This is a genomic window from Micromonospora antibiotica, assembly GCF_017599305.1.
Classification (GTDB): domain Bacteria; phylum Actinomycetota; class Actinomycetes; order Mycobacteriales; family Micromonosporaceae; genus Micromonospora; species Micromonospora antibiotica.
In genome coordinates, this window is sequence record NZ_JAGFWR010000018.1 from 81244 (window position 1) to 104182 (window position 22939).

The 22939-nt window shown below is 72.0% G+C and carries 19 protein-coding genes; 17 read left to right on the forward strand and 2 right to left on the reverse strand.

The window, feature by feature from the left end; translation table 11 throughout:
- Window positions 1–64: 64 nt before the first annotated feature.
- From JQN83_RS24200 to JQN83_RS24250, 11 genes are all read left to right on the forward strand, one after another.
- A complete protein-coding gene (locus tag JQN83_RS24200; RefSeq protein ID WP_307799652.1) occupies window positions 65–688 on the forward strand; it encodes a transcriptional regulator in 624 nt (207 codons plus the stop codon).
- A gap of 155 nt (window positions 689–843) precedes the next feature.
- Window positions 844–2409 (forward strand): MFS transporter, encoded by a 1566-nt coding sequence (locus JQN83_RS24205; protein WP_208569451.1) that lies wholly within the window; start codon window positions 844–846, stop codon window positions 2407–2409.
- An 11-nt stretch (window positions 2410–2420) separates the two neighbouring features.
- Window positions 2421–3029, forward strand: a complete 609-nt coding sequence (locus tag JQN83_RS24210; protein WP_208569452.1) for a TetR/AcrR family transcriptional regulator — start codon at window positions 2421–2423, stop codon at window positions 3027–3029.
- A 97-nt stretch (window positions 3030–3126) separates the two neighbouring features.
- On the forward strand, window positions 3127–3654 hold the full coding sequence (ruvC, locus tag JQN83_RS24215; protein WP_208569453.1) for a crossover junction endodeoxyribonuclease RuvC: 528 nt from the start codon (window positions 3127–3129) through the stop codon (window positions 3652–3654).
- Window positions 3651–4253, forward strand: coding sequence for a Holliday junction branch migration protein RuvA (ruvA, locus tag JQN83_RS24220; protein WP_208569454.1), 603 nt, complete (start codon window positions 3651–3653; stop codon window positions 4251–4253). Before ruvC ends, ruvA begins: the two co-directional genes overlap by 4 nt.
- A gap of 43 nt (window positions 4254–4296) precedes the next feature.
- Window positions 4297–5361 (forward strand): Holliday junction branch migration DNA helicase RuvB, encoded by a 1065-nt coding sequence (gene ruvB / locus JQN83_RS24225; protein WP_208569455.1) that lies wholly within the window; start codon window positions 4297–4299, stop codon window positions 5359–5361.
- Window positions 5362–5481: 120 nt separating this feature from the next.
- Window positions 5482–5847 (forward strand): preprotein translocase subunit YajC, encoded by a 366-nt coding sequence (yajC, locus tag JQN83_RS24230; protein ID WP_244253083.1) that lies wholly within the window; start codon window positions 5482–5484, stop codon window positions 5845–5847.
- A gap of 227 nt (window positions 5848–6074) precedes the next feature.
- Entirely contained in the window at window positions 6075–8003 is a 1929-nt protein-coding gene (secD, locus tag JQN83_RS24235) for a protein translocase subunit SecD (protein ID WP_208569457.1), read from the forward strand.
- A 1-nt stretch (window position 8004) separates the two neighbouring features.
- Window positions 8005–9204 (forward strand): protein translocase subunit SecF, encoded by a 1200-nt coding sequence (gene secF, locus JQN83_RS24240; RefSeq protein WP_208569458.1) that lies wholly within the window; start codon window positions 8005–8007, stop codon window positions 9202–9204.
- A 99-nt stretch (window positions 9205–9303) separates the two neighbouring features.
- The gene (locus JQN83_RS24245; protein WP_208569459.1) at window positions 9304–9870 is read left to right on the forward strand and encodes an adenine phosphoribosyltransferase; all 567 of its coding nucleotides are present in this window, start codon (window positions 9304–9306) and stop codon (window positions 9868–9870) included.
- A gap of 252 nt (window positions 9871–10122) precedes the next feature.
- The gene (locus JQN83_RS24250) at window positions 10123–12579 is read left to right on the forward strand and encodes a RelA/SpoT family protein (protein ID WP_372444115.1); all 2457 of its coding nucleotides are present in this window, start codon (window positions 10123–10125) and stop codon (window positions 12577–12579) included.
- Window positions 12580–12743: 164 nt separating this feature from the next.
- Here JQN83_RS24250 and JQN83_RS24255 read toward each other — a convergent pair whose 3' ends face one another.
- Entirely contained in the window at window positions 12744–13583 is an 840-nt protein-coding gene (locus JQN83_RS24255; RefSeq protein ID WP_208569460.1) for a peptidylprolyl isomerase, read from the reverse strand.
- A gap of 61 nt (window positions 13584–13644) precedes the next feature.
- Window positions 13645–14529: a peptidylprolyl isomerase gene (locus JQN83_RS24260; RefSeq protein WP_208569461.1), complete on the reverse strand. Its 885-nt coding sequence runs from the start codon at window positions 14527–14529 to the stop codon at window positions 13645–13647.
- Window positions 14530–14788: 259 nt separating this feature from the next.
- Between JQN83_RS24260 and JQN83_RS24265 the strand changes: the two genes are divergently transcribed.
- The 6 genes from JQN83_RS24265 to JQN83_RS24290 all read left to right on the forward strand — a co-directional run bounded on the left by JQN83_RS24265 (window position 14789) and on the right by JQN83_RS24290 (window position 22931).
- Window positions 14789–15508, forward strand: coding sequence for an MBL fold metallo-hydrolase (locus tag JQN83_RS24265; protein WP_208569462.1), 720 nt, complete (start codon window positions 14789–14791; stop codon window positions 15506–15508).
- Between the two features lie 70 nt (window positions 15509–15578).
- Window positions 15579–16901: a histidine--tRNA ligase gene (gene hisS, locus JQN83_RS24270; RefSeq protein WP_208569463.1), complete on the forward strand. Its 1323-nt coding sequence runs from the start codon at window positions 15579–15581 to the stop codon at window positions 16899–16901.
- Window positions 16902–16974: 73 nt separating this feature from the next.
- Window positions 16975–17910 carry an acyl-ACP desaturase gene (locus JQN83_RS24275; RefSeq protein ID WP_208569464.1) on the forward strand — a complete coding sequence of 312 codons (936 nt, stop codon included), beginning with the start codon at window positions 16975–16977 and terminating at the stop codon, window positions 17908–17910.
- A 1034-nt stretch (window positions 17911–18944) separates the two neighbouring features.
- Window positions 18945–19997, forward strand: a complete 1053-nt coding sequence (locus JQN83_RS24280; protein ID WP_208569465.1) for a S1 family peptidase — start codon at window positions 18945–18947, stop codon at window positions 19995–19997.
- A gap of 193 nt (window positions 19998–20190) precedes the next feature.
- Window positions 20191–21993 carry an aspartate--tRNA ligase gene (gene aspS / locus JQN83_RS24285; RefSeq protein ID WP_208569466.1) on the forward strand — a complete coding sequence of 601 codons (1803 nt, stop codon included), beginning with the start codon at window positions 20191–20193 and terminating at the stop codon, window positions 21991–21993.
- Window positions 21994–22118: 125 nt separating this feature from the next.
- Window positions 22119–22931 carry an SDR family oxidoreductase gene (locus JQN83_RS24290; RefSeq protein WP_208569467.1) on the forward strand — a complete coding sequence of 271 codons (813 nt, stop codon included), beginning with the start codon at window positions 22119–22121 and terminating at the stop codon, window positions 22929–22931.
- The last annotated feature ends 8 nt before the right edge of the window (window positions 22932–22939 follow it).

Sequence of the window (22939 nt, forward strand, 5' to 3'; positions counted from 1 at the left end):
GCATCCAGACCGTGCCGTCCGGGCGAATCCCCTGGTAATGGTGAGCTACCCGGGGGTGCGTCTGGTGTTGACAGATCCGATGCCGGTGGAGGCCGTCGAGACGACCCGCAGGCGGCTCGCGGCAGCCGCCGAGGACCTCGACGCCAACCTGGTCGCCGCGCTGGTGCTGGAGTTCGCCGCCGACGCCGGGGTGGTGGCGGCCTGGGAGCGGCTCTGCGTGCCGATGCTGGCCGGGCTGCGGGGGCGCGACGCCGCCGAGATCGCCGTCGAGCACGCCCTGTCCGAGGGCATCCGGATCGGGCTGGACGTGCACCGCCGTGCTCCCGTCCGGCAGTTGCGCGCCGACGGTGTGCTGCTCGCCGGTGCCGAGCACGAGGCGCACTGCCTGGGCCTGCACGCGGTGGCCGCCGCGCTGCGCGAGCAGGGTCGGGGCTGCCTGCACCTGGGGCCGGACCTACCCTGGGCGGCGCTGCGTTCCGCCGTGCTGCGGGCCCGCCCGCGGGTCGTGGTGGTCTGGTCGCAGACACCGGTCACCGGCCGCGCGTACCGCCTGGTCCGCTTCGGCCGTGATGTCCCGGGGGTACGCGTGTACGCCGCCGGGCCGGGCTGGATCGGGCCCCTGCCGCCCCCGGCGGCCCGGTTGAGCAGCTTCTCCGCTGCCCTGGCCGCGTGCGGTGTGCCGGCCTGAGTCGCGCTTCGACCGTCCAGGGTGGCGTGACCCGCACCACATCCGATACGAACCGGTGCCGTATCGAAACATCCCCCTCGTAAGGTGAGTGTCGTTACGAGTCTGCCCCGTATCGTATTGCCGGTACGGGTGAACCGGGGGGAGCACCGGAGCGTATGCAACCGCACGAGAACACCGGACATCCGAGACGATGGGCGATCCTCGGCGTGCTGGTGGTCAGCCTGCTCGTCGTCGTCCTCGACAACACCATCCTCAACGTCGCGCTGCGTACCCTGGCCGACCCGGTGCACGGCCTCGGGGCCAGCCAGGGCGAGCTGGAGTGGGCGATCAACTCCTACACCCTCGTCTTCGCCGGCCTGCTGTTCACCTTCGGGGTGCTCGGGGACCGGGCCGGCCGCCGCCGGTTCCTGCTCATCGGCCTGGTCCTGTTCGGCCTGTCGTCCCTGCTGTCGGCGTACGCGCAGAGCCCCGGCCAGCTGATCGCGGCCCGCGCCCTGATGGGCATCGGTGGCGCGGCGATCATGCCGGTCACCCTGTCGATCATCTCCAACGTGTTCGACCCCCGGGAACGGGGCCGCGCGATCGGCGTCTGGGCCGGCGCGGTCGGCCTGGCGGTGGCGATCGGCCCGATCCTCGGCGGCGCGCTGCTGGAGCACTTCTGGTGGGGCTCGGTCTTCCTGATCAACGTGCCGGTGGTGGTGCTCGGCGTGCTGCTGGTCGCCCTGCTGGTGCCCGAGTCCCGCGACCCCCGGCCCGGCCGGGTCGACATCCTCGGCGTGCTGCTGTCGGTCGTCGGACTGGTCGCGCTGACCTACGGCATCATCGACGGCGGCGAGCACGGCTTCGGCCGGCCCACGGTCTGGGCCGCCATCCTGGGCGGAGTGGCGGTGCTGGCCTGGTTCGTCGAGCACGAGCGGCGCAGTGACCATCCGTCGCTGGACGTCCGGCTGTTCCGGGTGCCCCGGTTCGCCGCGCCGGTGGCGATCGTCGGCCTGGTCTTCTTCGCCGCGATGGGCGTGATGTTCTTCAGCTCGTTCTACATGCAGCTGGTCCGGGGCTACAGCCCGTTGGAGACCGGCCTGTTCTTCCTGCCGTTCGCCGGGGCCCAGCTGGTCTTCGCGCCGCGCAGCGCCGCGATGGTGCGCCGGTACGGCGGCCGGGCGGTCGCCACGGTCGGCCTCGTGCTGACCGCCGTGGCGCTGGCCGCGTTCGCCTTCATCGACGCCACCACGCCGATCTGGGTGGTGCTGGTGGCCTTCTTCCTCCAGGGCGTCGGGATGGCGAACATCATGCCCCCGGCCACCGAGTCGATCATGTCGGCGCTGCCCCGCGAGAAGGCCGGCGTCGGCTCGGCGGTCAGCAACACCGTCCGCCAGGTCGCCGGCGCGCTGGGCGTCGCGGTCCTCGGCTCGGTGCTGTCCGCCGTCTACCGGCAGGACATCGCCGCGACCGTCGACAGCCTGCCCGCCCCCGCCCGGGAGGCGGCCACCGAGTCGGTCTCCGGGGCGTACGCGGCGGCGGCGCAGGTCGGCCCGGCGGCACCGAAGCTGATCGCGGCGGCCAACGACGCGTTCGTCTCGGCCATGCACTGGGCGGCGGCGATCTCCGCGGTGGTGGCCGCCCTCGGCATCCTCATCGTGCTGCGCTGGATGCCGGGCCGCACCGCCACGGCCACCGACGCGACGCCGGTGGCGGAGCGGGAACTGGCCGCAACCACATAGGGCCGGGAAGAATGTCTGACATGAACCCCACCGCCGATGCTCCGCGGTCGCCCGGGCGACCGCGGAGCGTCCGCGCGGACGAGGCCATCGTCGAGGCCACCCTGGACCTGCTCGCCGAGGGCAGCACCATCGAGGCACTGTCGATCGAGGCGATCGCGGCCCGCGCCGGGGTGGGCAAGGCCACCATCTACCGCCGCTGGCCCGGCAAGGACGCCCTGCTGCTCGACGCCCTGCGCCGGCTCAAGGGGGTGGTCCCCCAGCCGGCCGGGCACTCCGTGCGCGACGACCTGGTGCTGTTGGTCGGTGCGGTCGGGCACAACATCGACCCCCGGGCCGAGCGGATCATGCCGTGCCTGGTGCCCGAGGTGAACCGCAGCCCGGACCACTTCCAGCTCTACCAGAACATCATCGAGCCCCGCCGCAAGATCATGCGGGAGGTGCTCCGCCGGGGCGTGGCCACCGGCGAACTGCGCGCCGATCTCGACATCGAGGTGGCCATGGCGCTGCTCACCGGGCCGATGCTGGTCCAGCGGCTGCTGCGCTGGCACCCGGAGCTGGACGACCGGTTGCTCCCCGAACGGGTCGTCGATGGCGTGCTCGACGGCCTGCGTACCCGCTGAGCCCCACCGGCGGGCGGCGTGTCCGCCCACCGGCGTGTCGGGGTGGACCAGTAGGGTGTCGAACACCCGTACTGTCGAGGGGCCTGGAGGAGACGGCGTGCGTGTGCTGGGCGTCGACCCGGGGCTGACCCGGTGCGGGGTCGGCGTGGTCGAGGGCGTGCCGGGGCGGCCCTGCTCGCTGGTCGCCTACTACGTCGTCTACACCGATCCCGCCGACGACCTGTCGCTGCGGCTGCTGCACCTGGACCGGTCGTTGACCGGCCTGGTCGCCGAGCACCGACCCGACGCGGTCGCCGTGGAGCGGGTGTTCAGCCAGCACAACGTGCGCACCGTGATGGGCACCGCCCAGGCCAGCGGGATCGCCGTGCTGGCCGGGGCGCGGGCCGGGCTGCCGGTGCAGACCTACACGCCGAGCGAGGTCAAGGCCGCGGTGACCGGGTCCGGTCAGGCCGACAAGAAGCAGATGACCGCCATGGTCACCCGGCTGCTGCGGCTGGCCGAGCCGCCCAAGCCGGCCGACGCGGCGGACGCCCTGGCCCTGGCCATCTGCCACGTGTGGCGGGGCGGCACCCGGTCCAAGCTGGCCGAGGCCGCCGACCGGGTTCGACGAGGAGGAGCACGATGATCGCCAGCGTGCGCGGCACGGTGACCGCGACCGGTCCGGACCATGCCGTGGTGGAGGTCGGGGGGATCGGCCTGGCGGTGCAGTGCGCCCCCGGCACCCTGGCCGAGCTGCGGGTCGGCCAGCCGGCCCGGCTCGCCACCAGCCTGGTGGTCCGGGAGGACTCGCTCACCCTCTACGGCTTCGCCGACGACGACGCCAAGCAGCTGTTCGAGCTGCTCCAGACGGCCAGCGGGGTCGGCCCGCGGCTGGCCCAGGCGGTGCTGGCCGTGCACACCCCGGACGCGGTGCGCAAGGCCATCGCCAACGCCGACACCGCTGCCCTGACCCGGGTGCCGGGGATCGGCAAGAAGGGCGCCGAGCGGCTGGTCCTGGAGCTGCGTGACCGGATCGGCCCGGTGCCGGTGGGGCCCGACGGCGCGGCCGGGGTGACCGCCGGGGCCTGGCCGGACCAGGTCCGCCAGGCGCTGGTCGGGCTCGGCTGGACGGCCGGGCAGGCCGACCAGGCGGTGGCCGCCGTGGCGGAGACCGTCGACGGCCCCACCCCGCCGGTGCCGGTCCTGCTCAAGCAGGCCATCCGACTGCTCGGCCGGACCCGGTGACCGGCGTGGCACGGCCGGCACGGTCGCGGTCGGGGCGGCCGGCATGAGCGGCGACGGCCTGGTCTCGGCGTACGCCGACGACGCGGAGCGGGACGCCGAGGTCAGCGTCCGGCCGAAGCGGCTCGACGAGTTCATCGCCCAGCACCGGGTCCGCGACCAGCTCGACCTGCTGTTGCAGGGCGCGATGCGGCGCGGCGCCCCGCCCGACCACATCCTGCTGTCGGGGCCGCCCGGCCTCGGGAAGACGACGTTGGCCAACATCGTGGCCGCCGAGCTGGGTTCCGGTATCCGGGTGACCAGCGGGCCGGTTATCGAGCGCTCCGGCGACCTGGCCGCCATCCTGACCAGCCTCGCCGAGGGCGACGTGCTGTTCATCGACGAGATTCACCGGATCGCCAAGCCGGCGGAGGAGCTGCTCTACAGCGCGATGGAGGACTTCCGGGTCGACGTGATCGTCGGCAAGGGGCCGGGGGCCACCGCCATCCCGCTGGACGTGGAGCCGTTCACCCTGGTCGGTGCCACCACCCGGTCCGGCCTGCTGACCGGTCCGATGCGGGACCGGTTCGGTTTCGTCGCGCACCTCGACTTCTACTCCCCGGCCGACCTGGAGGCGTTGCTGCACCGGTCGGCGCGCATCCTGGGCGTGCCGATCACCCCGGAGGGGGCGGTGGAGATCTCCGGCCGGTCCCGGGGCACGCCCCGGATCGCCAACCGGCTGCTGCGCCGGGTGCGCGACTACGCCGAGGTCCGGGCCGAGGGGGTGGTCACCCTGGAGACCGCGCGCGCTGCCCTGACCGTCTACGACGTGGACGCCCTGGGGCTGGACCGGCTGGACCGGGCGGTGCTGACCGCGCTGGTCGACTCGTTCCGGGGCGGGCCGGTGGGCCTGTCCACCCTGGCGGTGGCGGTGGGGGAGCAGCCGGACACGGTGGAGGAGGTCTGCGAGCCGTTCCTCGTCCGCGCTGGACTGCTGGCCCGTACGCCCCGGGGGCGGGTGGCCACCGAGGCGGCCTGGCGGCACCTCGGCCGGACACCACCAAATGGTACATTTGGCATGGAAGCCCCCGCTGTGCCTGATCTGTTCTCGAACGCGCCCGATCCACCGTGATCTGAACGTGATCTGCGCCGCATTCGGCGTTCCCAGGTGCAGGGATTAGACTCGCCGCGGTCTGTACAGGATGTGAATATCCGCCTCCGCTCCGGCGCGCACCGCGCCGAACGGGGGCCAATGGGAAGGTCGCACACCGTGCTTTACGCAGCACAGTCCGGCGGAGGCGCCGGCAGTCTGACGCCGATCATCATGATCGCCCTGCTCTTCGGGGTCATGTACTTCATGATGATCCGGCCGCAGCAGAAGCGCCGCCGCGAGGCCGAGGCCATGCAGTCCGCGCTCGGCCCCGGTGACGAGGTCGTCACCATCGGCGGGCTCTACGGCACGGTCGTGGGCGTCGAGGACGACACCGTGCTGCTGGAGGTGGCTCCCGGCGTGCAGTCCCGTTACGCCCGGCCGGCCATCGCCCGGGTGGTCACCCGGGCGGAGCGTCCGGAGGCCGACGAGCCGGTCATCGAGGACGCGGAAGCCGTCAAGGAGTGAGTGTCACGCCCGCCCCGCCGGGGTGGGCGTGACAGGACAACTGGATAGGTGGGCCGGTCCCCGGGGCCGGCACGCGCGCCCCGCCGTCCGACGCCCCCACGTCGGCGGTGGTACGCCGTGCCGCACGGTCGGGAGCGGTCCGCGCAGAGCACGTCGGGGCGGGAACCCCGCTCCGACCTCGTCGCCGCTGCGCCGGCGGCGCGACCGTTACAGGGAGACAGACAGCCGTGGCACCACCTCAGGGACAGATGCGCCCCGGGCGGCAGCTCGCCGTGCTCGGGTTCATCTTCGTCGTCCTCTATTCCTTGGTGTTCTTCTCGGGCGGTGCCAGCGGCGGCTGGAAGGACCGGCTGGAGCCCCGGCTCGGCCTGGACCTCATCGGTGGCACCCGGCTGACGCTGGAGGCGACCAACAGCATCGACGGTAAGCCCCCGACGTCGGCCAACCTGGAGGAGGCCCGGCAGATCATCGAGAGCCGGGTCAACGCCTACGGGGTGGCCGAGGCCGAGGTGGTCACCGAGGGCAACCGGAACATCGTCATCTCCCTGCCCGGTGAGAACCGCGACCTGACCGACGTCGGCAGCGCCGCGGAGCTGCGCTTCCGCAAGGTGCTCAAGGCCGCCGACGGCAGCGGTACGGTCGCCGCCCCGGCTCCGTCCGGCAGCGCGTCGCCGGCCCCGTCGGGTAGCGCCTCCCCGGCCCCGTCGGGCAGCGCGTCGCCGAAGGCCTCCGGCAGTGCGGCGCCGAAGGTGACCGGTTCGCCGAGCGCCGGTGGGCAGGGTGGTGGCGCCCCCGCGCCGAGCGCCAGCCCGAGCGCCTCCCCGTCCGGGTCGGCCTCGCCGAGCGCCCCGGCCGCCTCGCCCAGCGCCAGCGAGGCCCCGGTGCCGCAGAGCATCGAGGAGCAGCGCAAGGCCGTCGAGAAGAAGGTCGGCGCAGCCGCCTGGGCCGCCGCGAGCGGGCTCCAGGCCCCGGCCGACCTGGCCACCAACCCGGCCCTGGCGGAGACGTTCAAGCCGTTCGGCACGCTCTCCCCGCAGGAGATCGCGGTGCTGACCCCGCAGATGCAGTTCAACGTGCCGACCATCACCTGCGCCCAGCTCGACAAGCGGCCCCCCGCGTCGATCAAGGACGAGAAGCAGCAGGCGGTCGCCTGTGAGGGCGGCGCGGCGAAGTACCTGCTCGACCAGGCCAAGGTGGTCGGCACCGACGTCAAGGACGCCAACGCGGTCCTCGACCAGGCCAGCACCTGGGTGGTCAGCCTGAACTTCACCGGCGACGGCCAGTCCAAGTGGACCGAGCTGACCCGGGAGGCGTTCAACAACACCGGCGGCGGCTGCGACCAGACGGCCCTGGGCCAGGACGGCAAGTGCCGGGTGGCGGTGGTGCTGGACAACGAGATCGTCTCCTCGCCCGAGATCCAGGGCGTGCTGACCGGCGACTCGCAGATCACCGGCAGCTTCGACAACACCTCGGCCAACGCGCTGGCCAGCCAGCTGCGCTACGGCGCGCTGCCGGTCACCTTCGTGCCGCAGGAACAGCAGAACGTCACCGCGACGCTGGGCGACAGCCACCTGCGGGCCGGTCTGCTGGCCGCCGGCATCGGCATGCTGCTGGTCATCATCTACTCGTTCTTCTACTACCGGCTGCTCGGCTCGGTCATCTTCCTGAGCCTGGTGCTCTCCGCGCTGCTGGTCTTCGGCGCGCTGGTGGTGCTCGGCCGGTCGATCGGCTTCACCCTCACCCTCGCCGGCATCGCCGGCATGATCGTCTCGCTCGGTGTGGCGGCGGACTCGTTCGTCATCTACTTCGAACGGCTCAAGGACGAGATCCGGGAGGGGCGCAGCCCGCGCAGCGCGGTGGGCCGGGCCTGGATCCGGGCCCGCCGGACGATCATCTCGGCCAACGCGATCACCCTGATGTCCGCCGTGGTGCTCTACATCGTCTCGGTCGGCACGGTGAAGGGCTTCGCCTTCGCCCTCGGCCTCGCGACCGTGCTCGACCTGGTGGTCGTCTTCCTCTTCCGGCACCCGATCATGACGATGTTCGCCCGGACCCCGGCGTTCCTGTCGCCCCGGGTCAGCGGCCTCGGTCGGGCCCTGCCAGCCCGTTCGGCCGACCCGGCCACCGCCCGCAACTCGCGCGTCAAGGAGGCCTGAGATGGCTAAGAGTGGTCTGGCGTCCCGGCTCTACCGGGGCGAGGCCGGTCTCAACATCGTCGGCCGGCGCAAGTTGTGGTTCACCGTCGCCGGCGTGCTGGTGCTGATCGCCGTGCTCAGCTTCGCGGTGCGCGGCTTCAGCCTGGGCATCGAGTTCGCCGGCGGCAACTCGTTCCAGGTGCCGGCCAGCGTCGGCACCCTCGACCAGGCCGAGGACAAGGTCAACGAGGCGCTGGCGGCCGAGGGCGACGGCATCAAGGTGGTGACCGCGCAGAAGGTCGGCAGCACCAGCGGCGAGTACTACGAGCTGCGCACCTCGCAGCTCAGCGCCGACCAGGCCAACGCGGTCAAGGCCAAGATGGCGCAGGAGTTCGGCATCAACGCCGACCAGATCAGCGGCAGCCAGGTCAGCGAGGCGTGGGGCAGCCAGGTGACCTCCCGGGCCCTGCTCGGCCTGATCATCTTCGTCCTGGTGGTGGCGGCCTACCTGGTGCTGCGGTTCGAGTGGCGGATGGCGGTCGCCGCGATCATCTCGCTGTTCATGAACCTGATCCTCACCGCCGGCATCTACTCGCTCGTCGGCTTCGAGGTCACCCCGTCGACCATCATCGGGTTCCTCACCATCCTGGGCTTCGCGCTCTACGACGTGGTGGTGGTCTTCGACAAGGTCCAGGAGAACACCCGGGGCATCACCGCCAACAACAACCAGACCTACGGCGAGGCGGCCAACCTGGCGCTCAACCAGAGCCTGATGCGGTCGCTGAACACCTCGGTGGTCGCCCTGCTCCCGGTCGGCGGTCTGCTCTTCATCGGTGCCGGCCTGCTCGGCGCGGGCACCCTGAAGGACCTGGGCCTGGTGCTCTTCGTCGGTATGGCGATGGCGTTCCTGACCTCGATCCTGCTGTCCACCCCGTTGCTGGTGCTGCTCAAGAACAAGGACCCGCGGATCGAGGCGCACACCAAGCGGGTGCTGGCCCGGCGGGGCGCGATCGCCCGGGGCGAGGTCGTCCCGCGTGGCGCGGCCCGCCAGGCGACTGCCGACGAGGCCACCGACGAGCCGATCGACCTGGACGCGGCGGCCCTGGCCGGCAGCGCCCCGAAGGTCGGTTCCCGGCCGGCGGCCAAGCGGGCGACCGGCGCCCGGGGTGGTCGCCCCAGCGGCGGCGGGGGCAACCGCCCCGGTGGCGCGAAGCGGCGCTGACCGACGGGCGACCCGCCACACGTCGAGTCGACGGCGTCCGCCATGCTGTGCGAGCAGCATGGCGGACGCCGTCGTCGTAGCGAAGGAGAATCGACCATCGTGACGGAGACCCACAGCACCGCGGTACGGGGAGACAGCGGCCCGCAGGTCGCCCGGCTGGTCGCCAGCCGGGTGCTGGACGTGCCGGACTTCCCCAAGCCCGGTGTCCTGTTCAAGGACCTGATGCCGTTGTTCGCCGACGGCGACGTGTTCCGCGAGGTGATCGACGGCATCATCGACCACCACGGGCGGGACAGCTTCGACATCGTGGTCGGCATCGAGGCCCGGGGCTTCGTGATCGCCGCCGCGATCGCGTACGCGACCGGGATGGGGGTGGTGCCGGTGCGTAAGGCGGGCAAGCTGCCCCGGCCGGCGTACTCGGCCTCCTACGCCCTGGAGTACGGCGAGGCGACGCTCGAGGTGCACCAGGACGCCTTCACCGCCGGGCACCGGGTGCTGGTGGTCGACGACGTGCTGGCCACCGGTGGCACCGCCGAGGCGACCCTCGATCTGGTCGAGCGGGCCGGTGGCACGGTGGCCGGGTTCACCGTACTGCTGGAGTTGGGTTTCCTGGGTGGGCGGGAGCGGCTCGCCGGGCGTCCGGTCCATGCCCTGCTGACCGTGTGACGCCCGGTCGTCCCGCCGACCTGGGACGGACCGTCCGGCGGAGCGGCACGGCACCTACCGTGCGGGTAGCATTGCCCATTGCTGACCGGGCGATCACCCGTCCGGGCGGCGGGCAGGGCGTCGGCCGGGGGCCGGCGGGTAACGCCATCGGCCCCGACGGCGGCCGATGGGAACATGCCGGCGCGACGGCCGGTTGGAAGACAGGCGTCGGCCGCACGGCCGGCGTGGTCCCGGCGATCGGTGAGGAGGCCGGTGTCCCACGATGTCGTCCCTCCGGTGGAGGGCACGGTGCACCCGACAGGCGACGCTGACGGCGCGGTGACCGCTCGGAAGAACGACCCACCGGTCGGCCCGGCGGGGGTCGGCGACGACGTCGCTGCCACGCTCGACGGCATGGCAGCCGGGGCGGCGCTCGACGACGACCCGTCCCCGAGCGCCGGTTTCGCGTTGTCCAACGCGCCGACCGGGCGTCGGGTGCGGGCGCGGCTGGCCCGGTTCAACGCCCCCTGGCAGAGTTCCCAGGTCAGCGAGGTGCTCGAACCGCTGATCTCCAGCCACCGGGAAAACCACCCCAAGGCGGATGCCCGGCTGCTCCAGCGCGCCTTCGACACCGCCGCGCGGTGGCACTCCGGTCAGTACCGCAAGTCCGGTGACCCGTACATCACCCACCCGCTGGCGGTGGCGACCATCCTGGGCAACCTGGGGATGGACACCACCACGCTGGTGGCGGCGCTGCTGCACGACACGATCGAGGACACCGAGTACACCCTCGACCAGATGCGCACCGACTTCGGTCCCGAGGTCACCCTGCTCGTCGACGGCGTGACGAAGCTGGACAAGGTCAAGCTGGGCGACGCGGCCAAGGCGGAGACGATCCGCAAGATGGTCGTGGCGATGGCGAAGGACCCCCGGGTCCTGGTGATCAAGCTGGCCGACCGGCTGCACAACATGCGGACGCTGTCCTTCCTGCCGGCCCCGAAGCGGGAGCAGAAGGCCAAGGAGACGCTGGAGATCCTGGCGCCGCTGGCCCACCGCCTCGGTATGAACACGATCAAGTGGGAGCTGGAGGACCTGGCCTTCGGCACCCTGTTCCCCAAGCGCTACGAGGAGATCCTCCGGCTGATCGGGGAGCACCAGCCGCAGCGGGAGTCGCTGCTCAAGCAGGTCACCCAGAAGGTCGGCACCGATCTCAAGGCCGCGAAGATCAAGGCGGAGACGACCGGGCGGCCGAAGCACCTCTACTCGATCTACCAGAAGATGATCGTGCGGGGGCGGGACTTCAACGACATCTACGACCTGGTCGGGGTGCGCATCCTGGTCGACACGGTGCGGGACTGCTACGCGGCGTTGGGGGTCATCCACGCCAACTGGCAGCCGGTGCCGGGCCGGTTCAAGGACTACATCGCGATGCCCAAGTTCAACATGTACCAGTCGTTGCACACGACGGTCATCGGGCCCACCGGCAAGCCGGTGGAGATGCAGATCCGCACCTACGCGATGCACCGTACCGCCGAGTTCGGTATCGCCGCGCACTGGAAGTACAAGGAGCACAAGGGCACCCAGATCGTCGGCCCGCCGGCGCACATCGACGAGATGACCTGGCTGCGGCAGCTGCTGGACTGGCAGCGGGAGGCCGCCGACCCGTCGGAGTTCCTCGACGCGTTGCGCTTCGACCTGTCCAGCCAGGAGGTGTACGTCTTCACCCCGAAGGGTGACGTCATTCCGCTGCCGACCGGGTCGACGCCGGTGGACTTCGCGTACGCGGTGCACACCGAGGTCGGGCACAAGTGCATCGGGGCACGGGTCAACGGCAAGCTGGTGCCGTTGGAGTCGGCGCTGTCCAACGGCGACGTGATCGAGATCTTCACCTCGAAGTCCGACACGGCCGGTCCGACGCAGGACTGGCTGAGCTTCGTCAAGAGCCCCCGGGCGCGCACCAAGATCCGCCAGTATTTCAACAAGGAGCGGCGTGAGGAGGCGATCGAGGCCGGTAAGGACTCGATCGTCAAGGCGATGCGCAAGCAGGGCATGCCGTTGCAGCGGATGCTCACCTCCGACGCGTTGATGGCGATCGCCCGGGACCTGCACCTCGCCGACGTCGCGTCGCTCTACGCGGCGGTCGGCGACAGCCAGGTGTCGGCGCAGTCGGTGGTGCAGAAGCTGATGGCCGCGTACGGCGGTGAGGAGGGCGCGGCGGAGGACATCGCCGAGACCGCCGTCGCCACCCGTCCGCCGCACAGCCGGCAGAACAGCAGCGACCCCGGGGTGGTGGTGCGGGGCGTCAGCGACGTCTGGATCAAGCTGGCCCGGTGCTGCACGCCGGTGCCCCCGGATTCGGTCTTCGGGTTCGTCACCCGTTCCGGCGGGGTCAGCGTGCACCGTGACGACTGCGCCAACGCCGAGGACCTGCGGGCCCAGGCCGAGCGGGTGGTGGAGGTCAGCTGGAAGCTCACCTCCGCCTCCACGTTCCTGGTGGCCATCCAGGTGGAGGCACTCGACCGGCACAAACTGCTGGCCGACGTCACCCGGGTGCTCTCCGAGGAGCGGGTCAACATCCTGTCGGCGACGGTCACCACCACCCGGGACCGGGTGGCGGTGAGCCGGTTCAGCTTCGAGATGGCCGACCCGAAGCACCTGGGGCACCTGCTGGCCGCCGTCCGCAAGGTCGACGGGGTCTTCGACGCCTACCGGGTCACCTCCGGCGCCTGACGGGCCTGGGGAACCTCCGCCCGGCGGCTCACCCGACCGCCGGGCCGGCGGCCCACCCGGCCGTCCGGGAGCCGTCCGGAGGCGCCCCCGGGGAGGGTTCGGACACCAGGGTCACGAAAGCGCCCGCCGGCTCAGCCGGCGGGCGCTTCGTCGTACCCGAGGGGTCAGCCCTCGATGTCGCTCATGGTCAGCTTGGTGATGGTGACCTCCTTCTTGGGGTGGCCACCCCCGGCCTGCTGCGCGTACGCCTTGTCGTCACCGGCCGCCCCGACCTGCTTGACCAGGTCCATGCCGGAGGTGACGGTGCCCAGCACGGTGTAGTTCGGGTCGAGCTGCGAGTCGCCGTAGACGATGAAGAACTGGCTGCCGGTGGTGCCCTGCCCGGCGTTCGCCATCGCGATGACGCCCTCCGGGTAGGGGGGCCGCTTGTCGGTCGGCAGGTTCTCCTCGGCCATGCCGTAGCTCGGCCCGCCGGTGCCGTCGGTCTGCCGCCAGCCGGCGCCGGTCGCGCTCGGGTCGCCGCACTGGAGCACCTTGATGCCCTCGGTCACCAGCCGGTGGCACTTGGTGTTGTCGAAGAAGCCCTTGCTGGCCAGGTGGGTGAAGCTGCCGGCGGTGCAGGGCACCTTGGTCCGGTCGAGCTTGGCGACGATCGGACCCAGGTTGGTCTCCAGGGTCAGCGTCTGGGTGCCCTTGTTGGCCTGCTGGTTGGGGGGCAGCCCGACGTCCTTGATCTGCGCGGGCCGGCCCTCCTTGGGCGCCTCGTTGTAGGTGCACTGCGAGAAGCCCTCGGTGCTGGCGGTCTGCTGCTTGTTGTCGTCGTCATCACCGCCGAGGCTGGTCGCCAACCAGACGGTGCCGGCGACCACGAGCACCAGGATCGCGGCGGCCCCGACGATCGCCTGCGTCTGCCGGCGCTTGCGGGCCTTGGCCGAACGTTCGGCCATCTCCCGCTCAAGTCGGGCCCGCGCCGCCGCGCGCTGCCGCTCTCTCGTGGACGTCACGGTCACTCCTCCTGGGCTTTCTCTGGCGCGGCGTGGCCGCAGGTACGGGTGGTGGGCCGGCTCAGCCGGCGCTGGGGCTGGCCGCCGGGGACGCGGCCGGGGAACCGGTCGCCGGAGCCGGCGCGGCCTGCGCCTCGCCGACGGTCAGCTTGCGGATCAGCACGTCGGTCTTGGGCTTGACCTTGGCGCCCGCCCCGTTGTCCACGGTCGGCTGGGCGCCGATCTTCTCGACCACGTCGAGGCCGCCGGTGATCCGGCCGATGATCGGGTACGCCGGCTGGGCCGGGCTGGAGTCCTTGAAGAAGAGCAGGAACTGGCTGCCGTTGGCGCCCGGCGGGTTGCTGATCATCGCGACCGTGCCCTTGGGGTAGGTCGGCGGCTGCCCGGGCGGCGGGCTGGCCGAGGGGCTCGCCTCGGGCGCGGTCGGCACGTTCTCGTTGTAGAACGAGTAGCTGGGGCCGCCCAGCCCGGTGCCGCTCGGGTCGCCGCAACGCAACGCACCCTCGGTGGTGATCTCGTGGCACTTGGTGTTGTCGTAGAACGACTTGCCGGCCAGGTGGGCGATGCTCGCCCCGGCGCACGGCGCCGCCGCGAGGTCCAGCTCGGCGGTGACCGGGCCGCCCTGGTCGGTGTCGATCGTCATGGTGCGTACCCCGGTGGTGGGCAGACCGGTGGTGGCCGGGGTGCCGACGTCCTTGAGGTTGGTGTTGGCGGCCGCGTCCTGCGGCGTCCAGAGGCAGACGTCCTCGGCGGCCTTCTGCTCGGGGTCGCTGTCGAAGGCACCCAGCCCCCAGGCCGCGCCGGCCACGATCAGCACCAGCACCACGGCCGCACCGACCCCGGCCTGGATCTGCCGACGCCGTCGGGCGGCGGCGGCCCGCCGGGCCAACTGCCGGTCGAGCTTCTCCCGCGCGAGCTTGCGCTGCCGGTCCCTGCTGGAAGCCACCCGTGCTCCCCTCCTCTACCCTGGTCGTCACCGGCGGTCGGGCCGTACGCGCCACGATGTCCGCAGGTGCGCCACGCCACACGCCCGCCAGAGTGTACGGGTACCCGCTGTGAAAGTGGTGTACGAGGGCCGGCCTGGGTTTATCAAAGTGCGTCACTGTGCCGTACGGGGGCCGTGGTGCGGGTGGGCGCGGATATCGGATCGCGCCGACGACTAGGCTGCCCAGGAGACGGACGACTCGAACGAAAGGGGAGCGGACGTGCTCGTGGCCGGCTTTCCCGCGGACGCCTTCGGCACCAACTGCTACGTGGTGGCGACCGCGCCGGGGGAGCAGTGCGTGGTGGTCGACCCCGGTATCGGGGTGCTCGACCGGCTCGACGCCGTACTCGCCGAGCACCGCCTGCACCCGGCCGCCGTGCTGCTCACCCACGGCCATCTCGACCACACCTTCTCCGTCGCCCCGGTCTGCGGTGCGCGCGGCATCCCGGCGTACGTCCACCCGGAGGACCGGGAGCTGCTGGCCGACCCGACCAAGGCGCTGTCGATGGACCTCACCGCGCTGTTCGGCGGCCGGCTGCCGTACACCGAGCCGGACGACGTCGCGGAGCTGACCGACGGGGCGACGCTGGCGCTGGCCGGCCTGGAGATCACCGTCGACCACGCGCCGGGCCATACCGGCGGGTCGGTGCTGTTCCGGCTGCCCGGCACCGGCTCGCCCTGGGAAGCCGACCAGCTCTGCCTCTCCGGTGACGTGCTCTTCGCCGGCTCGATCGGTCGCACCGACCTGCCCGGCGGCAGCATGCCCCGGATGCTGGCCAGCCTGCGGGAGAAGGTCCTCCCGTTGGCCGACGACACGGTCGTGCTGCCCGGCCACGGCCCGAGGACCACCATCGGCCGCGAGCGGGTGCGCAACCCGTACCTGGTCGACGTGGCGGGCCCCGGTGGCGCACGTCCGGCCGCGCCCACCCGCGGCCTCTAGCTTCTCCTCCGCGCCGCGCGCGGACCTTTCGCTCTCACCGCGCCCGGCGCGGACCCGCAAGGAGTACGCCATGAGCAAGCCCACGCCCCTGTCCGGCTTCCCGGAGTGGACCACGTCGCAGCGGATGATCGAGCAGTTCGTCCTCGACCGGATCCGGCACACCTTCGAGCTGTACGGGTTCGCGCCGCTGGAGACCCGGTCGGTGGAGCCACTGGACCAGTTGCTGCGTAAGGGGGAGACCTCGAAGGAGGTCTACCTGCTGCGCCGGTTGCAGGCCGACGCGGATGGTCCGGCCGGTGACGATGCGCTCGGCCTGCACTTCGACCTGACCGTGCCGTTCGCCCGGTACGTGCTGGAGAACGCCGGCAAGCTCCAGTTCCCGTTCCGCCGCTATCAGATCCAGAAGGTGTGGCGGGGTGAGCGCCCGCAGGAGGGGCGCTACCGGGAGTTCCTCCAGGCCGACATCGACATCGTCGACCGGGACACCCTGCCGGCGCACTACGAGGCGGAGATGCCGCTGGTGATCGGGGACGCGCTGCGGTCGCTGCCGATCCCGCCGGTGCTGATCCAGGTGAACAACCGCAAGATCTGTGAGGGGTTCTACCGGGGCATCGGGCTGACCGACCCGGAGGCGGCGCTGCGCGCGGTCGACAAGCTCGACAAGATCGGCCCGGACAGGGTGGCCGACCTGCTGGCCGAGACGGCGGGGGCGAGCGCGGCCCAGGCGAAGGCGTGCCTGGCGCTGGCCGGGATCTCCGCCCCGGACGCCTCCTTCGCCGACGCGGTGCGCGCCCTCGGGGTGAGCGATCCGCTGCTCGACGAGGGCATCGCGGAGCTGGTCGCGGTGGTGGAGACGGCTGCCGCGCACGCGCCGGGGCTCTGCGTCGCCGACCTGCGGATCGCCCGGGGCCTGGACTACTACACGGGCACCGTCTACGAGACCCAGCTGCTCGGCTACGAGCGGTTCGGTTCGATCTGCTCCGGTGGCCGGTACGACAACCTGGCCAGCGCCGGTGCCGTGTCGTACCCGGGGGTCGGCATCTCGATCGGGGTGACCCGGCTGCTCGGCCTGCTCTTCGGCGCCGGGGCGCTGTCGGTCTCGCGCAGCGTGCCGACCTGTGTGCTGGTCGCGGTCGGTGCCGAGGAGGAGCGGGCGGGCAGCAACGCGGTCGCCGAGGCGCTGCGGTCGAGGGGGATCCCGACCGAGGTGTCACCGAACGCGGCCAAGTTCGGCAAGCAGATCCGCTACGCCGAGCGGCGTGGTATCCCGTACGTGTGGTTCCGGGGTGCCGAGGGTGACCAGGTCAAGGACATCCGTTCGGGCGAGCAGGTGAACGCCGTGCCGGCCGAGTGGACGCCGCCCCACGCGGACCTGAAGCCGCTGGTCGGCTGAGTCTCAGTTACTGGCGCGTACGCCGACGGGGACCTACGGTGGCGTAAGTTACGCCACCGTAGGGAGGGGCCCTGTGACCGAGCTGAGCCAGACCGCGCTGCTGCACGAACTCGAACCCGTGGTCGCCAAGAACCTCGACCGTCACCTCTCGGTGGCCAAGGAGTGGTTTCCGCACGAGTACGTGCCGTGGAGCGAAGGGCGGACCTTCGACGGCCCGCTCGGCGGCGAGGCGTGGTCGGAGGGGGACTCGACCCTGCCCGAGGTGGCCCGGACGGCGTTGATCGTCAACCTGCTCACCGAGGACAACCTGCCGTCGTACCACCATCAGATCGCCACCCTGTTCGGCCCGGACGGGGCGTGGGGGACGTGGGTGGGTCGGTGGACCGCCGAGGAGGGTCGGCACGGTACCGCCATCCGGGACTACCTCACGGTGTCCCGGGCGGTCGACCCGGTGGCCCTGGAGCGGGCCCGGATGGTGCACATGACCGCCGGCTACAGCAACTCGCACGACACGTCGATGCTGCGCTCGCTGGCGTACGTGTCGTTCCAGGAGTTGGCGACCCGCATCTCACACCGCAACACCGGCCGGATCACCGGCGACCCGGTCTGCGAGGCGTTGCTGGGTCGCGTCGCGGCCGACGAGAACCTGCACATGATCTTTTACCGCAACCTGCTCGGCGCGGCCCTCGAGGTGGACCCGAACCAGACGATGCGTGCCATCGACGAGGTGCTGGCAGACTTCCAGATGCCCGGGGTGGGCATCGAGGGCTTCGCCCGCAAGTCGGTGACGATCGCCCTCGCCGGCATCTACGACCTGCGGCAGCACCGCGACGACGTGGTGGCCCCGGTGCTGCGCCAGTGGGACGTGTTCAACGTCGTCGGTCTGGACGCCGAGGGCGAGGCCGCCCGCGACCGGATCGCCGCCCACCTGGACGGCCTGGAGCAGGCCGCGTCCCGGTTCGAGGAGAAGCGCGACGCGCGCGCCGCCAAGCTGGCCGCCCGCGCCTGACCTGACCGTCCCCTCCGGCGTTTCACCACCCCCGTGCCTGCCCGCAGGCACGGGGGTGTGCTGCGACCACGTCGCCACCTCCTGCGGCGGGCGCGTCGGGTGTGCCGTGCGGCGGGCGCGTCGGCGTGCCGCGCGGGTGGGGACGGCTCTTCCGGCCCTCCGCCGCTTCGCCCGGGGTTGTGCCGACGTCATGCGTAACCCGGTTGCCCCGTCCGTTCCTCGAAGTCGGTGACTTTCGGTGACAGGTCGGTGGGTGTGACGCACCGTGACAACGGCTCCCCCCTCGTGCTCCTACCCTTCCGCGCTTTGCTCTGCTGCCCTCGGAGCGCCACCGGCCTGAGCTGCCCTTCCTTGCGACGTGTGGTTCGCTGGTCTTCTCATGGGTGGCTACCTGAGGTAACTGTCGCGGTGAAGGCGGCAGAGCAAAGGGGGCGACCGTCAGGTGGCGGGGTCGACTGATGATGACTCCCGGTGACGGGTGTCGAGTGTTGCCGTTCTCCGCCGCCATCGGGCCTGCCGGCACGGGACGTCCTGGTCGGCGGCCCGGTCGTGCCGTGCCGTCCCGGCTGTGGCCGGCCCACCCCGGTGCCACTGGTCTCGCCGGAGGGTGCGGGGGCGGGTCGGCTCCGGTCGGTGCGTCCACGGGATCGGCTGGGGTGCCTGCGGGATCGGCTGCGGTGCCTGCGGGACCGGGTGCGGCGCGCAACCGGGCCGCCTGCGAACCACTCGACACCGGGTCGGGACCGCGGCGTCGGACCCCCGGTGTGGCGGCTTCGGGCTGTCGGCGGTGGCCGCTTCGGGCCCGGCCCGCTGTGGGGGCGGGGCAGGCTGACTGAGGGTCTGACATGGATGTGTCCACGATGTTGCCTGACCGTCATAACCGCTGGTGGGGTGAATCCGGGCAAACGCATGTCTTGATAACGATCTTAAATATGTGAATACTTCAGTCTCTCGGCCGGTTTCCCCAGGTCGGCCGGTTGTCCCCGGGTGCGTCTTCATGACGCCGCCCGTCACCCCCTTCCGGAGGTTGTTGCATGCGACCCACGAGGTCCTCACTCCGACACGCCGCCGCCGTCGCCATGGCCGGAACCCTGGTCACCGGCGCGCTCATGGGTGCCCCCGCCCAGGCGGCCCCCGCCTCGCCCGCATCCCCCGACGCCGCCGCCAGCCTGGCCGAGCGTCTCGGTGACCGCGCCGCCGGCACCTACGCCGACGCCGCCGGCAAGATGGTCGTCACCGTCACCGACACCGCCGCCGCCAAGCAGGTCCGCGCCGCCGGTGCCGTCCCGAAGCTGGTCACCCGGGGCGCGGCCCAGCTCCGCTCCGCCACCGCCGAGCTGGAGCGGTCGGCCAAGATCCCCGGCACCGCGTGGTGGACCGACACCGCCACCAACCAGGTCGTCGTGTCGGTCGACAGCACCGTCACCGGCGCCAAGCTGGAGCGGGTCAAGGCCGCCGCCGCGCGCACCGGCGGCACCGTCCGGGTCGAGGCCGAGGCCGGCGTGCTCAGCACCAAGATCTCCGGCGGCCAGGCCATCTACACCGGCGGCGGTCGCTGCTCGCTCGGCTTCAACGTCCGCAACAGCGCCGGTCAGACCTTCTTCCTGACCGCCGGGCACTGCACCAACATCGGCTCGACCTGGTACTCGAACTCCGGCCAGACCAGCGTGCTCGGCACCCGTACCGGCACCAGCTTCCCGGGCAACGACTACGGCATCGTCCGGCACAGCAACGCCGCCAACGCGACCGGCAACGTCTCCCTCTACAACGGCAGCTTCCGGGACGTCACCGGTGCCGCCAACGCGTACGTCGGCCAGAGCGTGCAGCGCTCCGGCAGCACCACCGGCCTCAAGAGCGGCTCGGTGAGCGCCATCAACGCCACCGTGAACTACGCCGAGGGCTCGGTCTCCGGCCTGATCCGGACCAACGTCTGCGCCGAGCCGGGCGACAGTGGCGGTTCGCTGTTCAGCGGCAGCAGCGCGGTCGGCCTCACCTCCGGCGGCAGCGGCAACTGCACCCGCGGTGGCACCACCTACTTCCAGCCGGTCACCGAGCCGCTGAGCGTCTACGGCGTCAGCATCATCTGACCGATCTGCCGCATCCTCTGATGCGCCACCGGATCCGCTGATCCACCTTGCGCGAACGGGCCGTCGGGAACACCGGCGGCCCGTTCCGCGCGTCCGGTGGGCGGGCCGGCCTTGCTCACCCCGCAACCGGGCGGACCGGGCGGCTGACACAATGCGGGGGAACAGCCGTACCGCAGATGAGGAGACGCAAGTCGTGATCCGTACCCATGACGCCGGCAGCCTGCGCGCGACGGACGCCGGCACCACGGTGACGCTCGCCGGGTGGGTGGCCCGCCGGCGCGACCACGGCGGTGTCATCTTCGTCGACCTGCGCGACGGCTCCGGCGTGGTCCAGGTGGTGTTCCGCGAAGAGGACGCGCACGCGCTGCGCAACGAGTTCTGCGTCAAGGTCACCGGCGAGGTGACCCGCCGCCCGGAGGGCAACGAGAACCCGGAGCTGCCCACCGGTGAGATCGAGGTGACCGCCAGCGCGCTGGAGGTGCTCTCCGAGGCCGCGCCGCTGCCGCTGCCGGTCGACGACCAGGTCGAGGCGGGCGACGACATCCGGCTGCGCTACCGCTACCTGGACCTGCGTCGCAGTGGCCCGGCCAACGCGATGCGGCTGCGCTCCCGGGCCAACCAGCTCGCCCGCACCGTGCTGCACGAGCGGGACTTCCTGGAGATCGAGACCCCGACGCTGACCCGGTCCACCCCCGAGGGCGCCCGCGACTTCCTGGTCCCGGTGCGGCTCCAGCCCGGCAGCTGGTACGCGCTGCCGCAGTCGCCGCAGCTGTTCAAGCAGCTGCTCATGGTCGGCGGCATGGAGCGGTACTACCAGATCGCCCGCTGCTACCGCGACGAGGACTTCCGCGCCGACCGGCAGCCGGAGTTCACCCAGCTCGACATCGAGATGTCCTTCGTCACCGAGGACGACGTGATCGACCTCGGCGAGGCGATCGTCGCGGCGCTCTGGAAGGACCTGGCCGGGCACGAGATCTCCCGGCCGATCCCCCGGATCACCTGGCACGACGCGATGGCCCGGTACGGCTCCGACAAGCCCGACCTGCGTTACGGCCTGGAGCTGACCGAGCTGACCGAGTACCTGCGCGGCACCGAGTTCCGGGTGTTCGCCGGTGCGATCGACGCGGGCGGCTACGTCGGCGCGGTGGTCATGCCCGGCGGTGCGGCGCAGACCCGCAAGGAGCTGGACGGCTGGCAGGACTGGGCCAAGGCGCGTGGCGCGCGCGGCCTGGCGTACGTGGTGCTGGACGCCGAGACCGGCGAGGCGCGTGGGCCGGTGGCCAAGAACCTCTCCGCCGAGCACCTGGGTGGCCTGGCCGACGCGGTCGGGGCCAAGCCGGGCGACGCGGTCTTCTTCGCCGCCGGCACGAACACCCGGGAGGCGCAGGAACTGCTCGGCGCGGCCCGGATCGAGATCGCCAAGCGGGCCAAGCTGATCGACGAGAGCGCCTGGGCGTTCTGCTGGGTGGTCGACGCGCCGATGTTCGAGCGCACGGACGAGGGCGGTTGGACGGCCGTGCACCACCCGTTCACCTCGCCGAACGCCGACTGGGTCGGCCGGTTCGAGGAGGCCCCGGACCGGGCCCTGGCCTACGCGTACGACATCGTCTGCAACGGCAACGAGATCGGCGGCGGCTCGATCCGTATCCACCGGGGCGACGTGCAGCAGCGGGTCTTCGACCTGCTCGGCATCACCCCCGCCGAGGCGCAGGACAAGTTCGGCTTCCTGCTGGAGGCGTTCAAGTACGGCGCCCCGCCGCACGGCGGCATCGCGTTCGGCTGGGACCGGGTCTGCATGCTGCTGGCCGGGGCCGACTCGATCCGCGAGGTGATCGCCTTCCCCAAGACCCGGGGCGGCTTCGACCCGCTGACCGGCGCCCCGACCCCGATCACCACCCAGCAGCGCACCGAGGCCGGCATCGACGCCAAGCCCAAGCCCCCGGCCGCGTCCCCCGGCACCGCCGGCCCCGCCGCCCCGGTAGCCGACCCGGTCTAACCCCCACCCCACCCCCGGCCGGCCCGCCCGGCCGCCCTAGCCCGGATCGTTGATCAAGAGGTTTACGTCATCATCACGCCGTGAGGTGACGTGAACCTCTTGATCGCTGTAGGGGGAGTGGTGGGATGCGGGCGCTGGTGGTGGGGGGTAGTGGGTTTCTCGGGGGTGAGGTGTGTCGGCGGGGGGTTGCCGCCGGGTGGTCGGTGGTGGGGACGTGCTGGTCGGGTGCGGTCGGGGTGCCCGGGGTGGCGGTGCGGCGGCTCGACGTGACCGATCGGGAGGCGGTGCGCCGGCTGGTCGCCGAGGTACGCCCGGACGTCGTCGTCGCGACCGCGTACCGCACCGACGACTGGACGGTCACCGCCGACGGGGCGGCGCACGTCGCGTACGCGGCGGCCGAGGTCGGGGCGCGGTTGGTGCACCTGTCCAGTGACGCGCTGCACGCCGGCCGTCCGACCCCCTATCTCGACGACGACGTGCCGACCCCGGTGCATCCCTACGGTGCGGCGAAGGCGGCGGCGGAAACCGCCGTACGGGTGGTCGACCCGGGCGCGGTGCTGGTGCGGACCTCGCTGATCCTGGGGGAGGGCAGCAAGCAGATCCAGCTCTGCCGGGACGCGTTGGCGGGTCGGGCCACCCTGTTCACCGACGAGTTGCGCTGCCCGGTCGACGTCGGTGACCTGGCCGACGCGGTGCTGGAACTGGCCGACTCGACAGTCGCCGGCCCGCTCAACGTGGCCGGCCCGGAGCCGGTCAGCCGGGCCGGGCTGGGACTGCTGGTGGCCCGTCGGCACGGGATCGATCCGGCCGGGATGACGACCGCCACGACCACGGCGGCCGGGCTGCGGCGTCCCACCGACGTGCGGCTCGACTCGTCCCGCGCCGTCACCCTGCTGCGGACCCGGCTGCGCGGCGTGACCGAGTTGCTCGCCGACTGACAAGCAGA

Excerpts from the sequence above, each read along its gene's own strand:
- JQN83_RS24205 (WP_208569451.1), top strand. The coding sequence starts at position 844 with ATGCAACCGCACGAGAACACCGGACATCCGAGACGATGGGCGATCCTC.
- JQN83_RS24210 (WP_208569452.1), top strand. The coding sequence starts at position 2,421 with ATGTCTGACATGAACCCCACCGCCGATGCTCCGCGGTCGCCCGGGCGA.
- ruvA (WP_208569454.1), top strand. The coding sequence starts at position 3,651 with ATGATCGCCAGCGTGCGCGGCACGGTGACCGCGACCGGTCCGGACCAT.
- ruvB (WP_208569455.1), top strand. The coding sequence starts at position 4,297 with ATGAGCGGCGACGGCCTGGTCTCGGCGTACGCCGACGACGCGGAGCGG.
- yajC (WP_244253083.1), top strand. The coding sequence starts at position 5,482 with ATGGGAAGGTCGCACACCGTGCTTTACGCAGCACAGTCCGGCGGAGGC.
- secF (WP_208569458.1), top strand. The coding sequence starts at position 8,005 with ATGGCTAAGAGTGGTCTGGCGTCCCGGCTCTACCGGGGCGAGGCCGGT.
- hisS (WP_208569463.1), top strand. The coding sequence starts at position 15,579 with ATGAGCAAGCCCACGCCCCTGTCCGGCTTCCCGGAGTGGACCACGTCG.
- JQN83_RS24280 (WP_208569465.1), top strand. The coding sequence starts at position 18,945 with ATGCGACCCACGAGGTCCTCACTCCGACACGCCGCCGCCGTCGCCATG.
- JQN83_RS24290 (WP_208569467.1), top strand. The coding sequence starts at position 22,119 with ATGCGGGCGCTGGTGGTGGGGGGTAGTGGGTTTCTCGGGGGTGAGGTG.